Raw genomic sequence first — 22608 nt, 5'->3', positions numbered from 1 at the left:
GACCTTTGTGCTAAATAGGTTGTGTGAGGTATGTCGATAGTAGGCTCACATGGCACTAAGGATTATATATTAATTTTAATCCCGCTAGGAAATTATCAAAGGTTCAGGCTAGGTGTGTTAAGCCGGCATTAAAGCGGGTTACTTTACCTTATAAGGGTTCATTGCTATCTGTGTTTAAAAGAGGTACTTCAGGTTGATACAGCGGTGTCATTATTGATGATAAGCCTCGACCTGACATAGTTATTGAGTGATTGTTTGTTTGTTTGTTTAATAGTGCTGAAGAGCATGATTCAGCCTACTAAAGCCTTGAAAATACGCTATTATGGCGGTGAAGCATGGACAGTGCAGACAGGTTATTTTTAAGACTTATTTTGACGTAGGGAGCGGGGCGACTAATATAGGTATGAACACATTTGAGTAATGTGTATCAAACCATGCAATCGTATTGATTTTGGAGCGTTATTTATAAACATGTTTCGGCAGGCTATACAGTTTTTTATCCAGCGTTCATTAACATTGTCTGTCTGTATGTTTTTGATCGTGTTACTGATAGCGACCTTTTTTGTTAATCATGAATTTGATCGAATTCGTGACAACCATAAACACCAAGCGTTTATTAATCTTCTTACCTTAGGGGCTCGCCTTGAGGGTGCCATCAATTCACACCTTGTTGTGTTGCGAGGGTTAAAGGCTGAAATTGCGATTAACGCTGATATAACACAAGCTGAATTTGCAAGATTAGTGGATGAATACCTACAGACCCAATTGAGTATTAGTCATATCGCCTTGGCGCCCGACCTTATTATTAGCAATATTTACCCCCTCGAAGGCAATGAATCGGCGTTAGGGCTTGATTATCGTGATGTCGAAACGCAATTTTCCACCGTTCAGGAATCTATTAATACGAAGCAAATTATTTTAACTGGGCCGATACCGCTTGTGCAGGGTGGGAGTGCGTTGATTGCTCGTGTGCCGGTTTATATCGGTGAAAATCGTGATGTGTTATGGGGGCTTATCTCTGGCGTTATTGATGATAAAGATCTGTTTGAAAATGCAGGTCTTGAGGAAACGTTGTGGGGATTAGATATTGCGGTGCGCGGAAAAGATGGCACAGGGCGTGAAGGTGAGGTCTTTTTTGGTTACGCCTCTACCTTTGATCATGACCCCGTTATTGTTGATGTTTTTTTACCGACGGGGCGCTGGCAGCTAGCAGCCAGTGTGAAAGGGGGGTGGTACGTCAGTAATCAGCAAGTTGCTTACTTCTGGTTTGTTGCGCTGCTGGTGAGTTTAGTCACCGCCATGGCCACTTACCTTATTGTGTCTAATTACCGAGAGAAGTTAGTTGCAATCGATACGGCCAACTATCGTGCGAGTTACGATGGTCTAACGGGGTTATCTAACCGTTATCATTTTACGCTGCAATTTAAAAAAGTGATAAACGAGCATCAGCGTTATGGCAAAATTTTTGCGCTTTTCTTTGTCGATCTGGATTACTTTAAAGAGGTCAATGATAACTGGGGTCATCATGTAGGGGATGAACTTTTAAAGTTATTCTCCCAGCGAATGAGCCGTATTATTCGTTCGGATGATCTGGTCGCACGCTTGGCCGGTGATGAGTTTGTTGTGGTGCTGAATGATATTGAGTCGGCTACCCAAGCCGAGCTGCTGGCCGAAAAACTTCAGCTTGAACTGGGTGAGCCCTATCTTATTGATGGTCAGTACCTGTCGGTGACGCATAGTCTGGGTATCGCTATTTACCCTCAAGATGGTCGCTCTATGGATGTCCTCTTACAAAATGCCGATAGGGCAATGTATGAGGCTAAGCGCGCCGGTAAAAATAGAATCTATTTCTTTAATGATGAACTTAGCCAAGAAGTTAAGCGGCATGTACAGGTGCATAATGAGATCCTTGAGGGGATTCGTAAAGGTGAATTTGAGCTTTACCTGCAACCGATAATGACCTTAACAAGTAATAAAATATCGAAATGCGAAGCGCTTATTCGATGGATTCATCCTGAGCGGGGCATTGTCTCGCCGATTGATTTTATCCCCATCGCCGAGCAAACCGGTGTGATTCGCGCTTTAGGGGATTGGATATTAGAGGAAGCCTGTTACTTGTCGGACCTTCTGACGGTTAAAGGAGTCGATGTGCAAATCGCGGTTAACCGCTCAGTTGCTGAGTTTTTTCCTAAAGATACGGTAGAGCGCTGGCTGCATATTATTGATCAATATGAAATTGATCATCACAAATTGGTCTTTGAGATTACCGAATCCTTGTTAATGGATAGCGGGGGTAATCAGCTGGATAAAATTAATCAATTACGTGATAAAGGTATCGCGTTTTCGATTGATGATTTTGGTACCGGTTATTCAGCGATCAACTATCTTCGCCATTACCCAGTGGATTTTTTGAAGATAGACCGGAGTTTTGTGACCGATATCTTAGATGATGAACAAGACCGTACACTGGTTGAAGTGATTATTAAGATGGGGCAAACACTGGGGATTCAGGTGATCGCTGAAGGGGTAGAGACGAAAGAGCAACTGGCCATGTTGGAGCAGCGCGGTTGTGACTTTATTCAAGGGTTTTACCTTAGTAAGCCTTTGCCGCTTGATGACTTCATCGCGTTTTATCGTTCCTATTGAGTCTTAGATCGGACATACTCTTTGCTATAGTTTAAATTTATCACATGTCTTGTTTTATTCAATTTCTTTAATTGGTGGGGTGTGGTTATAGTAACCCTATCAACGCCAGAGCGCGTAACTGCCATTATTTATTATGAGGAATTCATCAATGTTACAAACGAAAGAAGGTCAAACGGTACCACAGGTTGTGTTCCACACTCGCCAAGGCAATGATTGGGTTGATGTGACAAGCGATCAGTTGTTCAAAGGGAAAACCGTTATCTTATTTGCATTACCGGGGGCGTTTACACCTACATGTTCGAGTACCCATTTGCCAAGATATAACGAGTTAGCCCCTATTTTTGCTGACAACGGCGTTGATGAGATTATCTGTTTGTCTGTTAATGATACCTTTGTGATGAATGCGTGGGCTGAAGATCAAAAAGCTGAAAAGATCACTTTCATTCCTGATGGTAATGGCGAATTTAGTGAAGCCATGGGCATGCTGGTTGATAAAAGTGATATAGGGTTTGGAAAACGCTCATGGCGCTACTCTATGCTGGTAAAAGATGGGGTTATCGAGAAGATGTTTATCGAGCCCGATCTACCAGGCGACCCTTTCCAAGTATCTGATGGCGATACAATGCTTGAGTATATTAATCCTCAAGCAGAGCAGCCAAAACGTGTCACTATTATTAGTAAGCCGGGCTGTGGACATTGTACCCGCGCGAAAAAAGTGCTGACGGATAAAGGCTACAAGTATGAAGAGATTGTATTAGGCACCCAAGGTGTTAGCTTTAGTTCGCTACAAGCGGTATCTGGACGTGGTACGACGCCGCAAATCTTTATCGATGGGGCGTTGATCGGTAGTGCGGATGAGCTTGAAGCGTGGGTTGCCACGCAAGGGTAAGATCTTTATATGCATGAAAAAAAACGCACTTAATTAAGTGCGTTTTTTATTTTAATCTTTAAGGCGCAGCCCGCCGGATTCTACGGTGATCTTATCTTGCTTTAATAAAGACCCCACCGCTTTTTTAAACGCTTTTTTGCTGATGCCAAAATGTTGAAAGATAATCTCAGGTGATGATTTGTCGTGAACGGTGATAAAACCTTCCTGTTCAGCCATCATCTCTAAAATTTTATCGGTCGTATCGATGACTTTCCCGTAGCCGGGTTTCTGCATAGATACATTGATTTTCCCATCCGCGCGTACTTCTTTAATGTAGCCTTTAAATTTTTGGCCGGGATAAAGTGTTTTGAGTACATCGCTGCGGAAAATCATCCCCCAGTGCTCATGGTTCACAATAACCTTCTGTCCCAGATCGGTCCGGTTGGCAACGACCAATTGAACCTCTTCACCGGTTTTGTAGTTAGGCGGTGTTTTATCCAGAAACTTATCAATTTTGGTGGAGGCGACGATACGGTTCGTGTGTTTGTCTAAATACAAGCGCACAAGGTAGCGTTTATCGACTTCAACAGGGCGGTTTTTTTGTTCGCTATAAGGTAGCAACACTTCTTTAGGTAAGCCCCAATCTAAAAAAGCACCGGTGTCGTTTACTTCAGACACTTTTAGCATGGCAAATTCGCCAATAATCGCTGATGGTGTTTCGGTCGTTGCGATCAGGTAATCATCCGTATCAAGATAGATGAAGACCCGCAGGTGATCACCGACACTGAGGTCATCAGCACAGTAACGTTTAGGTAGGAGTATCTCACCCAGATCCCCGGCATCCAGATAAACGCCGAAATCTCGTTCTTTTATAACTTCAAGGGTGTTGTATTTGCCGATTTCGGCCATGGCTTTCATTTCCGGAGTAGGTGAGTTGTAACAGCATGCATTGCTAATACTCTATTATCCTAGTCCATGCTGAATTAGAAAAGCCTTTTTATAAAAAAGCCTCCTCAAAAGGTTGAGGAGGCGCTAGATATATCAAATAAGAGGGTGTTAAGCGTTGAATTACTTCCCTAAGCGTCTAATCGCTTGCGGTGTAAATTGCTTATGGCTGAAGCGTTTCGTAAAGTCGAAGCCTTCCCCTTCTTCATTTGTTAAGCTACCAACAAGGTAGCGGCCGGATTGCAGGTCATATAATGTTTCCGCAACCAACCAAGGTACATTCGCATCGCGGTACTGGAACTGATGGGCTTCCGCTACACGCCAAAGCTCACCACGACCATCATAATGGTCCACAATCGCAATCTGCCAGCTGTCTTCATCTATATAGAAGGTACGTTTAGCATAAATGTGACGTTCGCCCTCTTTTAGTGTGGCCTCCACTTTCCATACACGGTGTAGTTCGTAACGTGTGTGCTCAGGGTTCATGTGGCCCGGCTTCAATATATCCTCATATTTTAGCCCCCTGTCAGCGAGTTTGAAGCTATTGTAAGGAATATAAACTTCCTGTTTACCCACTAAGTTCCAGTTGTAACGGTCAGGCGCACCATTGAATAGGTCTAAATTATCCGTAGTACGTTGGCCATCACTGGCAGTACCTGGCGCGTCATAAGCGATTTGGGGCGCTCTACGAACCCTGCGCTGACCCGCATTGTAGGTCCACGCTTGGCGAGGCTGGGTGATCTGGTTCATCGTTTCATGTACCAAAAGCACGTTCCCGGTTAGACGAGAGGGTGCTTTAACTTCTTGTACAAAGTAAAACAGAATGTTCTCGTCTTTTTGTGGGTCAGCACCTCCCTCAAGGGAGCTGGGCCATGACATTTTTTCGTTTATTTTAACCGCAGTGTAGTTCCCGTTTGCTTGCACAGGTACCTGCACAAACGTACGTTCTAAGGCTCCGCCTCTGTAGCGCGTCATGTGGTTCCAAATGACTTCAAGTCCATCGACAGGAATCGGGAAAGGGATCGCCGTGGTAAAGTCTTTTAAGCCGTTGCCACCATCCGTTAAGGTGGTTGATGTGGCATTCGCTTTCGCTGCGTTGTAGATATGTTCGGGAAGTGCCGCTGTTCTGTGGCTTGGGTACACCGGGATTGAGAACGTATCTTTATAGCGCGCTAACATGGCGAGCTGACCTGGTGTTAAATGGTCTTTATATTGGTCAGCATTAGCAGCGGTGATAGTAAATAGAGGCTGCTCACCTGCAAACGGATTAGCGTAACGGTTGTCTGAGGTTGCTAAACCACCATCCCATGCGGGAATTGTGCCGGATGCATTGCCCGCTTTTTCTGCACCTATAGGGGTTAATGTATCGCCGAGTTTTGCGGCTTCTTCAGCGGTTGTTGCTGAATAGGCTGCAGATGACGCCAAAATAAGGGCAGTGCTCAGCAGCAGTCTTTTAGTCTTTAGCATTGATGATATCTCCATCTAATCAACGTTTCTTAGAAAGAAACGGATGCGCTGAGTGAAAGAAAGTCTCGGTCTTCAATCGAGTTGAAGTCGCCGCCATAGTAATCAGTATATGAAAGCTGGACTGAGTATCTGTTTAGGTAATCCGCCGTTAAGCTTAGGCCTAATGTTTTTTCATCTTCATTGAAGCCCGCGCCCGGTTGAGGACCATAACCCTCTAAACCATGCTTGAAGCTAATTTCAGGTGTTAAATTTACACCGGCAAACGCATTAGGGTAGTTTAAATTAGCCCTGACAACATAACCATATGAGTCTTGAGTTACGAAACCGTCGTTATCCCCAGCCGTGTAGCCATAAGAGCCATGACGCCCATATTTTAGTGCATTAGCACTTTCATCTAGGCTGTGGACGTGGGTCCAACCGAATTCACCAATGAGGGTTAAGCGGCTTGCGCCGAGTACACGGTCATGGAAGCTAATTAAGCTGGTTTGGAATTGTGACACATCAAAGGTTTGATAACCGTCTACTTCACTGTCAAATGAAGCGCCATTACCGGTTGCCGTTTTGATATAGTTATCTAGCGCGGCATTACCTGTAGCACCTGCGGTTAGGATGCCCGCGATCAACGAGGTTCCGTTGATTTGCATCGGTACGTCTTTTTTGTGGCTGATCTCACCGGACCATGCGATATCACCGACATTAGTGCTAAAGCTCAAACCGAGCATTTTAATGTCTTCCGGGTATTCAACATAATAGGATGAACCCAAGGTGGCTGGCAGGCCGCCAAAAAAGGCGCCTACGTCATACACACCACTCGTGATGGGAAGACGGCTGTGGTATTGCGCAGCATAGAGGCCAAACTCGGTGTTATTTAGCTCTTCGGCAAAGTAGCGGAAAGCGATACCAAACTGACCATCATCATCCGCTTCACGTCGACCATCGGCATTTCTGTAAACGACAGGGTCTTGTCCGCCTAAAGCCGCGGGATTGTTGAAGTAAGTCTGGTCATCTAGTGTGCCTAGAGCGCCACTACCTATACGAATACCGTCACAACCTTCGCCAACAAAATCATTGGTTGAAAAGTAGGTGCCGCAACCATCAATGGCCGTAGGCTCCCATGTGAGCTGGTAGAAACCTTCAACGCTTAAATTGTCTGTAACACCTAATGAGGCAAATGCCATATTGACGGGGAGTAGGCCTTCTTTTACTTCTGCCCCTGCACGTCTAAACGCATTGACATCAAAAGGGTTGATGGCATTTAGCCCCCCTTGAATGAAGGTGCTTTCGCCCCAGTTGACGACCTGTCGGCCTAAGCGAACATCAAGCGGTTTTTGGGCAACCTCAAATGAGCCGTACCAGTATGCATCAAGTAGCTCAAATCCAGAAAATTTAGCGAAATCATTAAAATCTGCGTCGTTTAATTCGGTATCAGGGGTGTAGCCGTTAGCGGCATGACCATGTGGACGCGCACCGTTTTCCAGCTCTAAATCGTACCAATATTTAGCGCGGGCAAAGAAACCGACATTTTCATAGCTTAGTTCAAGGTCGTGTATGCCTTTGACGATTTGGGAGAACGTTTCTCCCTTCTTGAAGTTCTGGGTCGCATCGTCATAGCTGCCTCCGCCTTTGCTGGTGCCGCCGTTGGCGGGTGCGATCAGGGCTGAGGACGGCTCATCCATTCGCCAGCTGGCGCCGACAGAAACTTGTGAATCAAAGCGGCCTTCTATCTCGCCAAGATTAAATTCGAGTGCGTGTGCCTGATTAATAGATACGACAGAACCTATCAATAAGGGAAGTAGTTGGTGTGTAAACACCTGATGTTGGTTTTTGCTGCAATGCAAAATCCTGTTTCTTATTGCCATTTCGTTCACCTAGCGTTGTTATTTTTTTAAAGCGCTAATTAGTGTTACCTCTAAGATAGTCGACTTTTTAATAAAGCGCCTTTTTTCGGGTGCTTTAGCCGCAAGTTAGAGTAAGGAACCCTACACATAATCCACGGCTGCCGCCTGAGTCTCAATAACAATTGACTCCATATTTATTAACAAAATTGTTCTTTTAGGTTGATAAAAATGATGTTTCAGGTAAACAATATAGATGGGAAATGCGTTTCATGTTAACTAAGATTGATGTAGGTATCGAAATTATGGAGCGTAAAATTACTGTGCCGGCAGGCTATGTACGGCATCTTCTACAACTGGTTCAAGAGCAGGGCTTTAGTGTTGATCAGCTATTGACCCAGGTAGGTATTAATCCATCGGAAATTGGTAGTCAAACCGAATTTCCAGCGGATAAGTTTGGTCTGTTATATCAGCGTATCTACTACATCGCCCAAGACGAATACTTTGGCATGTTAAGTGGTGGAAAGGTGCCTAATGGCACCTTTCGGATGATGTGTCACTGCCTGATTCACTGCTCAACCTTGGAAAAAGCGATCTATCGCGCCAGTGATTTTCATGAAGTGTGTCGTGGTACTCAGGTTAAGCCATTTTTGGTGCGTAAGGGGCGTTATGCAAAAGTCTCTTTTACGACCACTGATGCATCTGAGGCGTCGATGGATGAGCTGTTGGCCGATGAAAATCCAGGCCGAATTCGTACCTCTCTTTCCATGTGGCATCATTTTTTATGCTGGTTGATCGGTAAACGCCTAGAGTTAAAAGCGGCTTATTTTTCCTTTTCTGAACCGGATGATGTGGCGCAGTATAAAACGCTGTTTCAGTCTGAGGTTAAGTTTGATCAGCATGATAATGCGATCGTTTTTCCTGCACGCTATCTCGATTTTCCTATAGTGCAGACCCCTAAAACACTGCGTAGCTTCCTCAAAACTGCACCTTACCAATTGATTGTTATGGTGGATGATGAAGCGAGCTTAAAATCGCAAGTCGTCGCATTAATCGGGAAAGATTTTAGCCAAGAACTGCCCAGTGCGGAGGAGGTGGCTTACCGCCTGCACATGTCGGTATCTACCTTGCGTCGTCGCCTGTTAGATGAAAATACATCCTACCAAAAAATCAAAGATGAAAGCCGCAAAATGGCAGCGCTTAATTATATGAACTCCCCCCAGTTGTCGATCAATGATGTTGCTGGATTAATGGGGTTTGATGAGCCCTCTGCTTTTTTCCGTTCGTTTAAAAAATGGACCGGTTTGACGCCGGGTGAATATCGGCGTAGCGATACATATTGTCAGCAGTTGGGTGCTTCTGAATAGGGCTGTGGCATCTTGGAATCCAAGGCTTTGTTCGTTTTGACCGTTATTGTTATTAAATGAGGTATTAAATGTTATTGCTGGTTTAACGCGCTAGTTAGATCATGTTAATAGCATTTCCCAATGTGAATATGGTTCCTTAAGAATAATAAAATGTAACCTAGGTTTGATAGCTCGGTTACAGAACGGAGCAGGAAGAACAATGAGCGATTATCGTTATCCCTATCAAGAAGGTGTTTTTGTCCTCAATCAGCTGGTGGGTCTTGAGCAGATCTGTCATCAAGCGGGGCTTGATGAATTTGCTGAAGGCTTAGCGGAGGCGGTGCTTGATGAAGCGTCTAAGTTGGGTAGTGAGCAGTTAGCGCCGTTAAACGTTACTGGTGATCGGTTAGGCGCCACTATCGAAAATAACAATGTTATTGAAACACCCGGTTTTTCAAATGCTTACCAACAGTTCTGTGACAGTGGCTGGCCCTCGCTAGCGGGCAATCCTGAGTTTGGCGGGCAAGGCTTGCCGAATGTTTTAGCGGTTGCAGTGAATGAGATCTGGCAGTCAGCGAATCTTGCTTGGTCTCTTTGTCCTTTGTTAACACAGGGGGCTATTGAAGCGATCGAAACCCATGGTAATGACCAGCTTAAACAGCACTATCTTCCTAAGTTGATTAGTGGTGAATGGACAGGAACCATGAACTTAACGGAGCCTGATGCGGGTACGGATCTTGCCGCGCTTAAATCCAAGGCGGTTCCTGAAGGTGGTCATTACCGTATCAGTGGGCAAAAAATCTTTATTACGTGGGGTGATCATCAGATGACGGACAATATTGTTCATCTGGTACTGGCCCGACTGCCTGATGCACCTGCGGGGGTTAAAGGTATTTCGCTATTTGTGGTCCCTAAATACCTACTTGATGAGCAGGGTAACCCAACGGCGCAGCGCAACGATGCTTATGCGGTTTCTCTTGAACATAAGTTAGGTATTCATGGTAGCCCAACCTGCGTGATGAGTTTTGGTGATAACGGCGGTGCTATCGGTTATCTGGTTGGTAAGGAAAACCAGGGTTTAGCCTGTATGTTTACCATGATGAACGATGCAAGACAGGGGGTTGGTTTGCAGGGGTTGGCGATCTCTGAACGCGCCTATCAGCATGCATTAGCCTATGCTAAAGAGCGAATCCAAGGGACGCTACGGGATGGTTCACGTATTAGCATTATTCAGCATCCTGATGTTCGCCGAATGCTCTTGCAGATGAAGTCGTCGATCCAAGCGATGCGTGCATTAGTGTATGTAGCACGGGCGGAGAGTGACTACGTAAACAACGCGGCCGATGAAACGGCCCAGTTAAAGCATCAAAAGCGAAATGATCTGTTAACACCTATAGTCAAAGGATGGGTCACAGAGTTGTCTCAGGAATTGACCTATCTAGCGGTGCAGATTCATGGTGGCATGGGGTTTATCGAGGAGACCGGTGTTGCTCAATATTACCGCGACGCCCGTATTCTGACGATCTATGAAGGAACCACGGGTATACAAGCGCTGGATCTGATTGGTCGCAAAACGCTGGTGGATGGTGGCGTTGCGGTTAGCGATCTTTTATCTGAGATGCGCGATGATCTGGGCGCTATATCCGCGCCCGAACTACAAGATATTGTTACCGCCACGCAAGCGGCGGTTGAGCATGCCGAGGATGCTAAGCAGTGGGTATTGGCTCAAGCCGCGCAAGATGCGTCAGCCGCAGGCAGTGCGAGTGTGAGCTATATGATGTTGATGGGCTACCTTTGTGGTGGCTGGTTGCTGACGAAGTCTGCGGCTATTGCCCAGCGGGATCTTGCTAACGAGGGGGCTGATCTTGAGTTCCTTAACGCTAAAATCATTTCAGCCCGTTTCTTTGCTGAGCAGATGTTGCCTCGGGTAGGCGCGCTGTTAGCGGCGATGCACTCCGGTGGTGATACGATCATGGCTATGAGCGAAGGACAGTTTTAAGTGGCGATAGTGAGTGGCGCGCTTAATACCTGAAAAGAATTGAGGTGAATAGTATGAATGCTATGGCAAGAGAGTCCATGGAATTTGATGTGGTGATTGTCGGTGCAGGCCCTGCCGGTTTATCGGCTGCGTGTAAATTGATGCAGCAAGCGCAGGCGACTGAGCAAGCGTTGACGGTCTGTGTGGTTGAAAAAGGGTCAGAGGTGGGCGCGCATATATTGTCGGGTGCCGTCGTTGAAAGTCGCGCACTGGATGAACTTTTTCCTGAGTGGAAAGAGCAGGGTGCGCCTTTAAACACCCCCGTGGTTGAAGATCAGATCTTCATGCTGAAAAACGACACTGCTGCCATAAAAGTACCGAATATGTTTGTGCCTAAAACGATGCACAATCACGGTAACTACATTGTGAGTTTAGGGAATCTTTGTCGTTGGTTGGCGGAGCAGGCTGAGCAACTCGGTGTTGAAATTTTCCCCGGTTTTGCTGCATCAGAGGTGCTGTATAACGAGGATGGCAGTGTTAAAGGAATTGCTACAGGGGATATGGGCGTTAGTGCAGCCGGCGAGCAAAAAGATAGTTATATGCCGGGTATGGAGCTGCACGCGAAATACACTATTTTCTCTGAAGGTTGTCGGGGGCATTTAGGTAAAGAGCTGATCGAACGATATGATCTTGCTGCTCAATCGGATGCTCAACATTATGGTCTGGGCATTAAAGAGCTATGGGATATTGATCCAGATAAACACCAGCCTGGGCTTGTACTGCATGGTTCGGGTTGGCCGCTAACAGGCGAGAGCAGTGGTGGCTTTTTCCTTTACCATACCGAAAACAATCAAGTAGTTGTTGGTTTGATTGTTGATTTAAACTATAAAAATCCTTACTTAAGTCCGTTTGATGAATTTCAAAAGTTGAAGCATCACCCGGTTCTTAAACAGTATTTAGACGGCGGTAAGCGTGTCTCTTATGGGGCAAGAGCAATCACTAAAGGTGGTTTTAATGCGCTGCCTAAGATGACTTTCCCTGGTGGTATCGTCGCGGGTTGTAATGCAGGTACGTTGAATTTTTCAAAAATCAAAGGTACACACACGGCGATGAAATCTGGCATGTTGGCGGCTGAGGCGATCTTTGACGCGCTGCAGTCCTCGTCAGCTGGTGGGGAAGATCTGAATAGCTTTGCGGATAAGTTTAAAGCGTCTTGGTTATATGATGAGTTATTTAGTTCTAAGAACTTTGGACCGGCGATGCATAAGTTCGGTTCATTGCTGGGGGGCGCCTTTAATTTTATCGACCAAAACCTCTTCTCCGGCAAATTACCGGTGACGCTGCATGATGATCATGAAGACTTTGCACAGTTAAAACCGGCGGCAGCGTGTGAACAGATTACGTATCCAAAGCCGGACGGGGTGCTTAGCTTTGATAAACTGAGTTCAGTTTTTCTCTCGAATACTAACCATGAAGAAGATCAGCCTTGTCACTTACAGTTAAAAGATCCATCTATACCGCTTGGGAGCAATCTAGAGCGCTTTGCTGAACCCGCACAACGCTACTGCCCTGCTGGGGTATATGAAGTGATTGAGGAGGCAGAGGGGAAGCGTTTTCAGATTAACAGCCAAAACTGCGTACATTGTAAAACATGTGACATTAAAGACCCTGCGCAAAATATTCGTTGGGTTGTACCTGAAGGAACGGGTGGGCCTAATTACCCAAATATGTGATTTTTTTAAGGTTTTTTTATAAAAAATGTAAAATAATAGAAAAAATATTGCCCCATGGAGGGGGTGAAGGTACAAAGTGAATTAGATCGGTATGTTGACCTAGTGGTTATAATTTGATCTGATTGTGCGGCTTTATCGTGTATTTCTGTACACTATCTAACCGCTTATTTTTATTATGAAAATAGTTTCATAATAATTCAGCTTTTTTCAGTAAAAAGTCGCGTTACTGGTTGACACAAAAACTCAATCCTATAATATACGCGCCGTTCCTGCGGAGGGATGGCTGAGTGGTCGAAAGCACTGGTCTTGAAAACCAGCGGTCCGAGAGGGCCCTAGGGTTCGAATCCCTATCCCTCCGCCATTTACTGGAACTAGAGTTCCCTGATAGCTCAGTTGGTAGAGCAGTAGACTGTTAATCTATTGGTCGCTGGTTCGAGTCCAGCTCAGGGAGCCAATTTAAGAGATGGGTCGTTAGCTCAGCTGGTAGAGCAGTTGGCTTTTAACCAATTGGTCACAGGTTCGAATCCTGTACGACCCACCACTTATAAGAATCCAGCCCTGCGCTGGTTTTTTTATGCCTGTAGAAAATACACGAGTACAGGATGAGAACCGTTAGAGGTTCGATTCGCATGACGCAGTCATAAGAAAACATCGGAGCCTGCGACGATGGCCCGAAGGGCAATAGTAATCCTGTACGACCCACCACTTATAAGAATCCAGCCCTGCGCTGGTTTTTTTATGTCTAAAATAAATGCAGCGGAAATTTTTAGGCATCTGTCTCTAAATACTAGCGTTTGATCGTTATCGGGTGTTTTTATTTTGGAATAGTGCCTGTGTTGTCTCATTCGGTTATGACTTATGTACTGTATGTTTATCTTGTTAAGTAATGAAAACTATTTGTCGATTGGCATGTCACAGTAGACGTTCTAGTTGTTTTTTGAGGAATGGAGATGCTTACACCTGATCAATGGGTATTAGATGAGAGAGAAGGGCTGCTGCCTTTAGCTAAATGGCAGAAGACCGTTGATGTGATGGCGCGAGTCTTTAATGCGCCTGCAGGTTTTATTGTTCAATATGCTTCTAAAGGCTTTCAGGTTGTTATCTCAAGTGATCAAGAGTCTAACCCTTATGAGGCAGGCATCATCATTCCGGTGGATACCAATCTGTTCTGTAAAAAAGTGGTGGAACAGCAAGGTACTCTCTATGTTGCTGATGCACGAGGTGACCGCTATTGGGAGACCAACCCAGAAGTAAGTGAAGATGGTTTTCGTTCGTATCTAGGCTTACCGGTTAAATGGCCGACGGGTGAGCCTTTTGGCACGATTTGTGTGATGGATTTTAATACGACGGATTATCAAAAGGATTATGTTGATTTGGTGGGAGAGTTAAGAGATTTAATTGAGGCGGATCTCGCAATTCTATCTCAGTATCAAGTTATCTCTAACCTGGCGATGACCGATGAGCTGACTAAGCTTTATAACCGCAGAGGGTTTTATGCGGTGGCACAGCAGCGTTTAACGTTAGCGAGGCGTTCGAATCTATCCTTAGGGCTTCTGTATATGGATATGAATGGTCTTAAGGATATAAATGACACCTATGGGCACTCAGCAGGTGATGTTGCTTTAAAGCGCTTAGGTGACGTTTTGGCGGGGGAGGTCAGAGAAAATGATACTGCCGCGCGTTTATCCGGTGATGAGTTCGTTATGCTGGTGGCCGCTAATAGTGCTGAGCAGCTAGATCATGTACAACAGCGTTTAGTTGATAGTATGGCTGCCCAAGAATTAAGTGTTAGTATCGGCGCTGTTTTGATTGATGATGGGAGTGCATCCTTAGCGTACTGGATCGAGGAGGCCGATAAACGCATGTATCAGAATAAACGAGCCTGACGGCTGGCTTTAGGCTTCTTTTATTCATATTTTATAGCGATTATTTCATAGAAAACCTCGCTGCCATCAGGCTTTGTAAAGCAGACTTCATCGCCCAGTTGTTTCTTTAAAATAAGGCGGGCGAGGGGAGAGTCCATCGAGATATAGTGGGAACCGGCATCGATCTCATCAGGGCCAACAATGCGGTGTTTGCGTTGATTATCTTCTTCATCGACCAAAGTTACCCACGCACCAAAAAAGACGGTGTCTTGTTTTGATGGATCAGGTGCGCGATCGACCACGACCATATCTTCCAATCGTTTTGATAAGTAACGAACGCGTCGGTCAATTTCACGTAACTGCTTTTTGCCGTAAATATATTCCGCATTTTCTGAACGGTCCCCTTGGGCTGCCGCTTCTTTTACCGACTGTGTTATCTCGGGTCGTTTCACTTTCCATAGGTATTTAAGCTCCTCATTCAAGCGAGCATACCCTTCGGCGGTAATGTATTTCGAGCTGCGAGGCTGTGGTGGACGCCACCTTCCCATGAATTATCCCTATTCTTTGTGATTTTATAGTAAAGAATTCTAACCGTTGGTCGATAAAAACGGGACTACATTCAAGTATTTATTTTATTCATTAGCGAGCCGTATGCGAACTGAGCAGATCATTAACCGAATTGAGGGCTATACCTCTACTTTGAGCCAAGCGGTTCAGAGTGGTAGTGGTGCGCAGTTCTCAATGTTGATGAGCTTGATTCATTCTAATCAGGCGTTGATTAAACCTGACAGCGCGCCTCAGGTGGGTTCTGGTGAATTTCAACTGCCTGAAGCGCAAAGCGTCTACCCTGATCCTAATGAATTATACGATGCTCACGTTGCTGAACGATTAAATCTAGCGGTACACGAGGGCCTCGTAGGCGACTTTGCCTATGTTAATGGTTATATCTATAGCCATAGCCATACACCGCGTCAGCAGGCTCAGGCGTCCGATGAGTACGCTAAGGTCGGGCTGATGTCGACAGGGCAGTTAATTATCGGTGAAATTGAACGTTCTAAGCAGCAGATCCGCGCTGCGGCTTAAAATCGCTTCTCTTGTATTGAGTGGTTATTACCCTCCCTTCTGTTTGAATTAGGTTGTTTTTAATTCAGCGTCCCTGCCGTTTACCTGTTGTCTTTTTCGACCTCCCAGGTTAAAAGCTGCTATCTTGTATACTGTGGATTTTCAAAATATCAACGCTGACTGTGTATAAACAGGGCGCGATACATTATTCACATATGTAATACGACACCGGTTTTATCTGTTTTAGCGGCACTTTGTGAGTGCGTTTAGGTAAGTTATGGGCTGTGGTGATTCTTGAATAATGATGAGATGTAGTTTAACAACCTTGATCTCTATCCTGCTTCTGAAGTGTGCTGTTGTGACGGTGTATGCTCAGGGGGACGTTCCTTGGTACCCCTTTCCTGTAGAAGCTCAGGTGCAGTCAATTAATGGTGAAAAAGAAAAGAACCTTGCGTTCTACAGTCCATTAAAAACCGCTAAAAAAACGTGGCGCATCTGTACATCCTTCCCCCATATGAAAGACTCCTATTGGCTGGCTGTTAACTTCGGTGTGGTCAGTGAAGCGCGTCGTTTAGGGATTAACTTAGAGGTGCATGAAGCGGGGGGGTATGATCATTTACAGACTCAATTGCAACAGATCCGTAAGTGCGTGGAGGAGGGAAGTAACGGCGTTATTATTGGTGCCATCTCTTATAAAGGGTTAGATGATCTTGTTGAGGAGCTTCATAATAAAGGTATACCTGTTATTGATGTGATTAATGGCATGTCATCTTCACGTGTGGCTGCCCGCTCCTTAGTGTCCTTTGAAGAAATGGGGTTTAGTGCTGGCACTTATCTTGCTCAGCTTCATGCCACATCAAATTCACCTGCAAAGGTGGCTTGGTTCCCCGGACCTGAGGGTGCGGGTTGGGTGTTAGCGGGTGATTTGGGGTTTCAGAAGGCGTTGATGGGCAGCGATGTTAATATCGTTGCTAAACGCTATGGGGATACGGGAAAGTTAGTGCAGACAGCCTTGCTAAACGAGGTGTTAGATATGCAACCTGATATTGATTATATCGTGGGTACTGCTGTCACGGCGTCTGCGGCCATTAAGGTGTTACGTGCCCGAGGGTTAAGTGACCAAGTTAAGATCCTTGCTTATTATTTTACGCCTGAGGTCTACCGAGGGATTAAGCGAGGACAGATTGTTGGAGCGCCGACTGATTCTGCGGTTATTCAAGGGCGAATTGCAGTCGATCAATTGGTACGAGTACTGGATAAAAAAACCTTTATTCGCCATGTGGGCCCCGAAATTTATGTGGTTGATCAAAAAAATATAAACGCGTTAGCGCGTTTAACGTCATTGGCTCCTAGCGGTTTCCGTGCGACTTATTCAGTGGGGGTTCGCTTGAAAGGAGAGGACTGAATCAGCGGGTATTTGGACAGGGTTTAAGGGCTATGTGTGTTCAATTTTTATCTGTGAAATAAGGCATTAGATGTGTTAATACAGAGGCGAGTTGTAAAGCTTATAATGTTTGTTCTGGCGTTTTTGATTTCGTTGATTGGAATCAATGGCTGGGGCTGGGCTTTAGGGGATCACGCCGCCAAAGTTTGGTTAGATAAAGCCGAGCTGGAAACCCAGCAGATTACCCATATTAGCCTTAACTGGATGTCGCTTTTTCATTCAGAGTTGAGGGGAGTAGCCGCCCTCTTTTATGGCTCTCAATCTATTACAGAGGATGAGTTTTTTAAAGGGGTCGAGTTGATGGAGGAGATTGAGAATGAATCAGTAATCCCATTAACCAGTGTGGCCTATGTTTCGGTGATGAATAGCAATTCTCCCAATATGGAAAGTAAAGTGCGCTATAGCACGGATGTTCATGGGGTGCTTTCTAAAAAGGGTGATCTTAGAGCGCAGCCGATTATTGCTCCGGTTTTGCGCCAAGCGCTGGCGAGTCCTTCGCAGGTGGTCTTAAGTCCTATGTTTATTGATGATTACGGCAAACTATTTATCGCCTTTGCGTTTAGTGCTGCCAATGATAATCAGCCCGGTGTTGTTCTCTCTTTAGTTAATTTAAGTGATTTTTTTGCAGATTTAAGCGTGCTGCATGTACCGAATGGTTTAAGGCTGCGAATGGTTGAACGCCTTCCCGTGGGTGAAGGTGATCGCGAGGTGTTGGTTGAACATCTGATGATTGGTTCGCCGGATACCGACGATATTGTTGAAACGTTTTATTATCAGACGCGCTCGGGTAATGCGCGCTGGGATTTTTATTGGGACGTTGAGGCGAACTATCAGGGAGGTATCAATAAGGTATTGGGCTGGGTGGTCCATGTTGGAGGGACTGCGTTAGTGTTAGCGTTATTTTCCATTATTGGTGCGCTGGCTCGGCAAAATATGTTGGTTATAAATCAAGTGAAGATCCGGACGCATGAGTTAGCAGAAGCGTCGGCTGCCTTAGAAAAGAGTAATGAGGAGTTACGAGAGCTTGCTAATAGGGATTCGCTGACCAATGCTTATAATCGCCGGTATTTTATGGCGCAGGCAGAAAGCGCGTGTGCAAGAAGTAAACGCTATAGGTTACCGTTAACCCTACTTATGCTAGACGTGGATTACTTTAAGCAGATCAATGATCGTTGCGGCCATGCGTTTGGTGATGCGGTTTTGTTAGACATTGTAAACGTGTGTACCCGTGAACTGCGAGAAGTGGATAGTTTTGGTCGAATTGGTGGTGAGGAGTTCGCCATGCTGTTGCCTGAAACCTCTCTAGACGCATCTTATGCGGTGGCTGAGCGGTTACGGCATAAAGTATCTGAGCTAAGTTTTAATGATAATGGCGAGCTTATTAGCGTCACAGTTAGTCTTGGTGTATCGCATTTATATACTAACGATGAGGATACATTAAATAGGCTACTTAAACGGGCTGACGAGGCACTTTATGCGGCAAAAGAAGGAGGGCGAAATCGAGTGGTGGTTTATGGTGAGGGTAATAGCCAGCTAACTTAGCGTGGGATAAGTTATAAGTACCGCTCATCTTATGCAGCTAATTAATGGATAGGCAAGCCTTATGTTTGCCACTGAATTTTTTCTTCTGCGCCGTTTTCAATCTTCCAATATTCATCAGGATCATCACCATCTTCCCAGCTTGAAACGATGCATCGAACTTGTGTGTTTAGTGCGGTGGCCGTTGCGTGAGCGCATTCAAGATCTGTTGCCCAAGGGCTTTTGTCAGACTTTAACCAGAGGCTTGTCCATGCTTTTCCTGCTGCGCGCTCATGAATCATTGTCTCTACATCGTTACCGGAGAAGCGCAAGTTGAGCTGGTGGGTTGTTCCTTTGGATGAAATATAATCTATTTTTTCTGCCTGTGATGCTAGCCATTCCTGAATCGCTTCGAACGAACAGTTTTTAATATAGATTTCGATATCAGGGTGTCGTGTACTAGTCATGTTTGTCATCGCTTATAAAACGGATAATGCGTAAAACGCTAAGGCTTATGTAGCCAATTGCTGCCAGTATGATGCCAGCCGATAGGATGATCAAGCCAATGAGTGCAAGAATCTCCTGCGATAGAGAGCTTTTTAAAACAAATTCAGCGGTGCCTAAGATTAAAACGCCAAAAAAGAAAATAACGAACCCACTGCCTAGCAGTATGAGGTTCTGTTTGGGGTTGTCTGCCCGTCGATATAACCAGCGTTTGAGCTTGTGACTCATAGGCGTGTAAAGACCCCAAGGTTAACGTCTAACGTGAGTGGTAAGGTCTCTAACTGATGAATCTTTTCCTGTGCTTCAGGTGCAAGTCGTTGACCATGGGGTGTCATCGCTAATAGGGAGGCAATCTGGTCGGCTGAGCTGAGCGTAAAGGGGTAAGTTACGCGTGTTTTATGGGCGAGATCGAACTGTTCGCTCAGGGTGCTGACGGGATCAAAATGGCTGGCTTTTATCTCTTTATAGATCAGCTTGCGGAGTTCTATGAGGTGCTGCTCACCGGGCCAAGCAACAATCAGTGTACTGCCTGGCTTCATGGGTTTAGCAAAGGCTTCTGGCATTAAACGGCTAAAAAGTACGAGTTGCAGATCAAGGCTCTCTGGAGGAAGCGGCGTGTCTGCCCCCGATGCGACCAGCCACGTAATGGCTTTGGTTCTGTTGCACGCCGCTTTTATGGCGTGTTTTGAAATATCTAAAGCGGCTATCGAGGCTGTTTTCTGTGTTGTATTGAGTGCGTCTTGTAGGCGTGTTGTGTAGTAGCCTTCCCCGCAGCCCATATCGAGAATACTGGGGTTGTCTATGGAATCTAAGGCGGTTATGGCTAGCTGATTGACCTGATCTGAAAGCGGCTCATAAAACCCCAGTTCCAGAAAGTGCCTGCGTGCTTGTACCATCGCTGGATTATCGCCGGGATCTTTCGAGCGCTTCTTATGGGCTAATAGAAGATTCCAGTAACCCTGTTTGGCTGCATCAAAGCTGTGATTGTTTTCACAGCATAGATGCTTATCCTGTTGGATCAGTAATGCTTTGCACACAGGGCAAGTGAGTAACATCAGACTAGGTGCCTTAAGATTGGGTCAGTAGACGCGCCATGATATTTTCATAGAGGTCAGATAGGGTATCTAGGTCGCTACAACTAACGCGTTCATCCACTTTGTGAATTGTTGCGTTAATTGGGCCGAGCTCTATAACCTGAGCGCCGGTGGGTGCAATAAAGCGACCATCGGAGGTGCCACCTGAGGTGGATAACTCTGTTTCTATTCCGGTAACGGCTGAAATGGCCTGTTGGCACGCTTCGACTAAATCGCCTTCAGCGGTCAAAAACGGGTTGCCAGACAGTACCCAATCGATATCCCAATCTAAATTGTGCTCATCTAAAATTTTACCTACCCGTGTTTTTAATTCATCAGCCGTAACTTCTGTTGAAAAGCGGAAGTTAAACATAATGTCGACATGCCCAGGCACTACATTCGTTACACCTGTGCCGCCATTAATGTTTGAGATTTGGAAGCTGGTGGGGGGGAAAAAGTCATTACCCTCATCCCATACTTCAGCGGCTAATGCTGCCAATGCAGGGGCGGCCATATGGATAGGGTTTTTAACTAAATGGGGGTAAGCAACATGTCCTTGTACACCGCGCACCGTCAATGTGGCACCTAAGGAGCCGCGACGGCCATTTTTAATGACATCGCCTACCTGAGTTGTGCTGGATGGTTCGCCAACAATACACCACTTTATTTTTTCGTTACGGGCTTCTAAATGATCAATAACACGGGTTGTACCGTTGACCCAAGGGCCCTCTTCATCGCTTGTGATCAGGAGTGCGATTGAGCCTTGGTGATCGGGATGTTGTTCTATAAACCGTTCTAGCGCGGTCATAAACGCGGCAATGCTGCCTTTCATGTCTGCCGCGCCTCGGCCACATAGCATGCCCTGTTTAATTGTTGCTTCGAAAGGTGGGTACTCCCAACGCTCTTCTGGCCCTGATGGAACAACGTCTGTGTGACCCGCAAAGCAAAAAACAGGGCCAGAATCACCACGGCGCGCCCAGAAGTTTTTCACCTCTTCAAAGGGCAGGCGTTCAATGTTAAACCCCAGTGCTTCTAATCGCTCAATCATCATATCTTGGCAGCCTTCATCCTCCGGTGTGACGGAGCGGCGATTGATAAGGTCTTTGGCAAGTTCGATTGTCGCTGAAAGTGTCTGGGTCATAAGGGTGATCCATGTAGCCTTTTAAATTAGTGCGAGTAATAAGAAGTGCGCCATTGGCGCACTTTTAGCTATGACAACTGAGCCGTCTCTGTCTGTCGCTAGGATTAGGGAGCTAATCAGGCGCGCTATGACAGAGCGTCTTAGTTGTGTTTGTGTAGCTCTTCGTTCAATTCAATTGCAGATTTGTTCGTTTTAACTTCGATACGTCCATTCTGTGAATTGCGACGGAAGAGTAGGTCCGGTTTGCCAGCAAGTTCAGCGGCTTTAACCGTGCTGACTTCGTTGTTCTGGTCGTCAAGGATGGTTACTTTTGAACCGGCTGTCACGTATAGACCCGCTTCAAGTGTGCAGCGATCGCCCATGGGTAGACCTAGGCCTGCATTGGCGCCCAGTAGGCAGTTTTCACCAATGGAGATAACCACGTTGTTGCCGCCTGATAGTGTGCCCATCGTTGAACAGCCGCCACCTAGATCAGAACCGTTACCAACGACAACGCCTGCAGAGATGCGGCCTTCAACCATGCTGACACCTAAGGTGCCGGCATTGAAGTTAACAAAACCTTCGTGCATGACCGTTGTGCCTTCGCCCACATGTGCGCCTAAACGAACACGGATCGCGTCACCAATACGGATACCTGTTGGTACAACGTAGTCGGTCATTTTAGGGAACTTATCTACGGAGCTAACGCTTAAAATACGGCCCTGTGCACGGGCTGCAAGTTGACGCTTTGGTAGGTCATCAAGAGAGATCGCGCCTTCGTTCGTCCAGGCTACGTTAGGTAATAAACCGAAGATACCGGTTAAGTTAATCCCATGTGGCTTAACGAGACGATGGGACAGTAGTGTAAGCTTTAAGTACGCTTCAGCTGTTGAAGACGGTGCTTCATCGGTTTCAAGAATACATAACACCAATGCTTGGCTTGTGCCTTCTAAAATCTCAACAACTTCCGCTTGCGCTTCAGCGTTTACTGATAGGAATGCAGCTTCAAGATCTTTAAGTTGGGATTCCTTAATTTCAATTGCAGCATTACCGCCTTGGTAGCCTACTTTTTCGGCAACGGCATTTACGATGGCATCATCAGCGTTAAGTAGAGGGGTGTTGTAATAAACTTCAAGTAGTTCGCCCGCTGAGGATTTTGTTCCTACACCTAAGCCGAATGCAAAATTAGCCATGTTGATCTCCG

At 45.8% G+C, this 22608-nt stretch carries 18 protein-coding genes, 3 tRNA genes and 1 other RNA gene; 13 read left to right on the top strand and 9 right to left on the bottom strand.

All coding sequences use genetic code 11. The features are described 5' to 3' along the window. Nucleotides 1-471 precede the first annotated feature (471 nt). Both A3773_RS13530 and A3773_RS13525 read left to right on the top strand, forming a co-directional pair. Nucleotides 472-2646: a putative bifunctional diguanylate cyclase/phosphodiesterase gene (locus A3773_RS13530; RefSeq protein ID WP_197462787.1), complete on the top strand. Its 2175-nt coding sequence runs from the start codon at nucleotides 472-474 to the stop codon at nucleotides 2644-2646. Between the two features lie 148 nt (nucleotides 2647-2794). Further along, complete coding sequence (locus A3773_RS13525; RefSeq protein ID WP_067986899.1) at nucleotides 2795-3535, top strand: glutathione peroxidase; 741 nt, start codon at nucleotides 2795-2797, stop codon at nucleotides 3533-3535. A gap of 51 nt (nucleotides 3536-3586) precedes the next feature. Here the strand turns inward: A3773_RS13525 and A3773_RS13520 are convergent, their stop codons facing one another. The 3 genes from A3773_RS13520 to A3773_RS13510 all read right to left on the bottom strand — a co-directional run bounded on the left by A3773_RS13520 (nucleotide 3587) and on the right by A3773_RS13510 (nucleotide 7785). Continuing rightward, nucleotides 3587-4423 carry a CvfB family protein gene (locus A3773_RS13520; RefSeq protein ID WP_067986961.1) on the bottom strand — a complete coding sequence of 279 codons (837 nt, stop codon included), beginning with the start codon at nucleotides 4421-4423 and terminating at the stop codon, nucleotides 3587-3589. Nucleotides 4424-4582: 159 nt separating this feature from the next. Next, complete coding sequence (locus A3773_RS13515) at nucleotides 4583-5926, bottom strand: DUF1329 domain-containing protein (RefSeq protein WP_067986959.1); 1344 nt, start codon at nucleotides 5924-5926, stop codon at nucleotides 4583-4585. Between the two features lie 29 nt (nucleotides 5927-5955). Beyond that, on the bottom strand, nucleotides 5956-7785 hold the full coding sequence (locus tag A3773_RS13510) for a DUF1302 domain-containing protein (RefSeq protein ID WP_067986896.1): 1830 nt from the start codon (nucleotides 7783-7785) through the stop codon (nucleotides 5956-5958). Between the two features lie 281 nt (nucleotides 7786-8066). On the opposite strand from A3773_RS13510, the gene A3773_RS13505 reads away from it, so the two are divergent. From A3773_RS13505 to A3773_RS13470, 8 genes are all read left to right on the top strand, one after another. Beyond that, the gene (locus A3773_RS13505; protein ID WP_067986957.1) at nucleotides 8067-9128 is read left to right on the top strand and encodes an AraC family transcriptional regulator; all 1062 of its coding nucleotides are present in this window, start codon (nucleotides 8067-8069) and stop codon (nucleotides 9126-9128) included. Between the two features lie 199 nt (nucleotides 9129-9327). Next, a complete protein-coding gene (locus A3773_RS13500) occupies nucleotides 9328-11106 on the top strand; it encodes an acyl-CoA dehydrogenase family protein (protein WP_067986895.1) in 1779 nt (592 codons plus the stop codon). A gap of 62 nt (nucleotides 11107-11168) precedes the next feature. After that, nucleotides 11169-12818, top strand: a complete 1650-nt coding sequence (locus A3773_RS13495; RefSeq protein WP_067986956.1) for an electron transfer flavoprotein-ubiquinone oxidoreductase — start codon at nucleotides 11169-11171, stop codon at nucleotides 12816-12818. Between the two features lie 273 nt (nucleotides 12819-13091). Beyond that, a tRNA-Ser gene (locus A3773_RS13490) sits at nucleotides 13092-13179 on the top strand. 17 nt (nucleotides 13180-13196) lie between these two features. Next, a tRNA-Asn gene (locus A3773_RS13485) sits at nucleotides 13197-13272 on the top strand. Between the two features lie 11 nt (nucleotides 13273-13283). Continuing rightward, nucleotides 13284-13359, top strand: a tRNA-Lys gene (locus tag A3773_RS13480). Nucleotides 13360-13399: 40 nt separating this feature from the next. Further along, a non-coding RNA gene (locus tag A3773_RS13475) (RtT sRNA) lies at nucleotides 13400-13523 on the top strand. 245 nt (nucleotides 13524-13768) lie between these two features. Then, the gene (locus A3773_RS13470; protein ID WP_067986893.1) at nucleotides 13769-14704 is read left to right on the top strand and encodes a sensor domain-containing diguanylate cyclase; all 936 of its coding nucleotides are present in this window, start codon (nucleotides 13769-13771) and stop codon (nucleotides 14702-14704) included. Nucleotides 14705-14724: 20 nt separating this feature from the next. Here the strand turns inward: A3773_RS13470 and greB are convergent, their stop codons facing one another. Beyond that, on the bottom strand, nucleotides 14725-15231 hold the full coding sequence (greB, locus tag A3773_RS13465) for a transcription elongation factor GreB (protein WP_067986892.1): 507 nt from the start codon (nucleotides 15229-15231) through the stop codon (nucleotides 14725-14727). Nucleotides 15232-15334: 103 nt separating this feature from the next. Here greB and A3773_RS13460 point away from each other — a divergent pair, with 103 nt between their 5' ends. The 3 genes from A3773_RS13460 to A3773_RS13450 all read left to right on the top strand — a co-directional run bounded on the left by A3773_RS13460 (nucleotide 15335) and on the right by A3773_RS13450 (nucleotide 18731). Further along, nucleotides 15335-15766: a hypothetical protein gene (locus A3773_RS13460; RefSeq protein ID WP_067986890.1), complete on the top strand. Its 432-nt coding sequence runs from the start codon at nucleotides 15335-15337 to the stop codon at nucleotides 15764-15766. A 280-nt stretch (nucleotides 15767-16046) separates the two neighbouring features. After that, nucleotides 16047-17150 carry a TMAO reductase system periplasmic protein TorT gene (gene torT / locus A3773_RS13455; protein ID WP_197462786.1) on the top strand — a complete coding sequence of 368 codons (1104 nt, stop codon included), beginning with the start codon at nucleotides 16047-16049 and terminating at the stop codon, nucleotides 17148-17150. 105 nt (nucleotides 17151-17255) lie between these two features. Next, complete coding sequence (locus tag A3773_RS13450) at nucleotides 17256-18731, top strand: GGDEF domain-containing protein (RefSeq protein ID WP_067865770.1); 1476 nt, start codon at nucleotides 17256-17258, stop codon at nucleotides 18729-18731. 59 nt (nucleotides 18732-18790) lie between these two features. Here A3773_RS13450 and A3773_RS13445 read toward each other — a convergent pair whose 3' ends face one another. The 5 genes from A3773_RS13445 to dapD all read right to left on the bottom strand — a co-directional run bounded on the left by A3773_RS13445 (nucleotide 18791) and on the right by dapD (nucleotide 22597). After that, entirely contained in the window at nucleotides 18791-19174 is a 384-nt protein-coding gene (locus A3773_RS13445) for a hypothetical protein (protein ID WP_075107929.1), read from the bottom strand. Then, nucleotides 19167-19439 (bottom strand): hypothetical protein, encoded by a 273-nt coding sequence (locus A3773_RS13440; protein WP_067986888.1) that lies wholly within the window; start codon nucleotides 19437-19439, stop codon nucleotides 19167-19169. The genes A3773_RS13445 and A3773_RS13440 overlap by 8 nt, the downstream gene beginning before the upstream one ends. Further along, nucleotides 19436-20266 (bottom strand): putative RNA methyltransferase, encoded by an 831-nt coding sequence (locus tag A3773_RS13435; protein ID WP_067986886.1) that lies wholly within the window; start codon nucleotides 20264-20266, stop codon nucleotides 19436-19438. Before A3773_RS13435 ends, A3773_RS13440 begins: the two co-directional genes overlap by 4 nt. Before the next feature lie 13 nt (nucleotides 20267-20279). Then, a complete protein-coding gene (gene dapE, locus A3773_RS13430) occupies nucleotides 20280-21425 on the bottom strand; it encodes a succinyl-diaminopimelate desuccinylase (RefSeq protein ID WP_067986884.1) in 1146 nt (381 codons plus the stop codon). Between the two features lie 140 nt (nucleotides 21426-21565). Next, nucleotides 21566-22597: a 2,3,4,5-tetrahydropyridine-2,6-dicarboxylate N-succinyltransferase gene (gene dapD, locus A3773_RS13425; protein WP_067986882.1), complete on the bottom strand. Its 1032-nt coding sequence runs from the start codon at nucleotides 22595-22597 to the stop codon at nucleotides 21566-21568. Between the last annotated feature and the right edge of the window lie 11 nt (nucleotides 22598-22608).

It is taken from the genome of Neptuniibacter pectenicola (assembly GCF_001597735.1).
In the GTDB taxonomy this organism is placed as follows: domain Bacteria; phylum Pseudomonadota; class Gammaproteobacteria; order Pseudomonadales; family Balneatricaceae; genus Neptuniibacter; species Neptuniibacter pectenicola.
The sequence above is the reverse complement of the archived record's forward strand: the minus strand, read 5'-3'. Positions and strand labels throughout refer to the sequence as shown.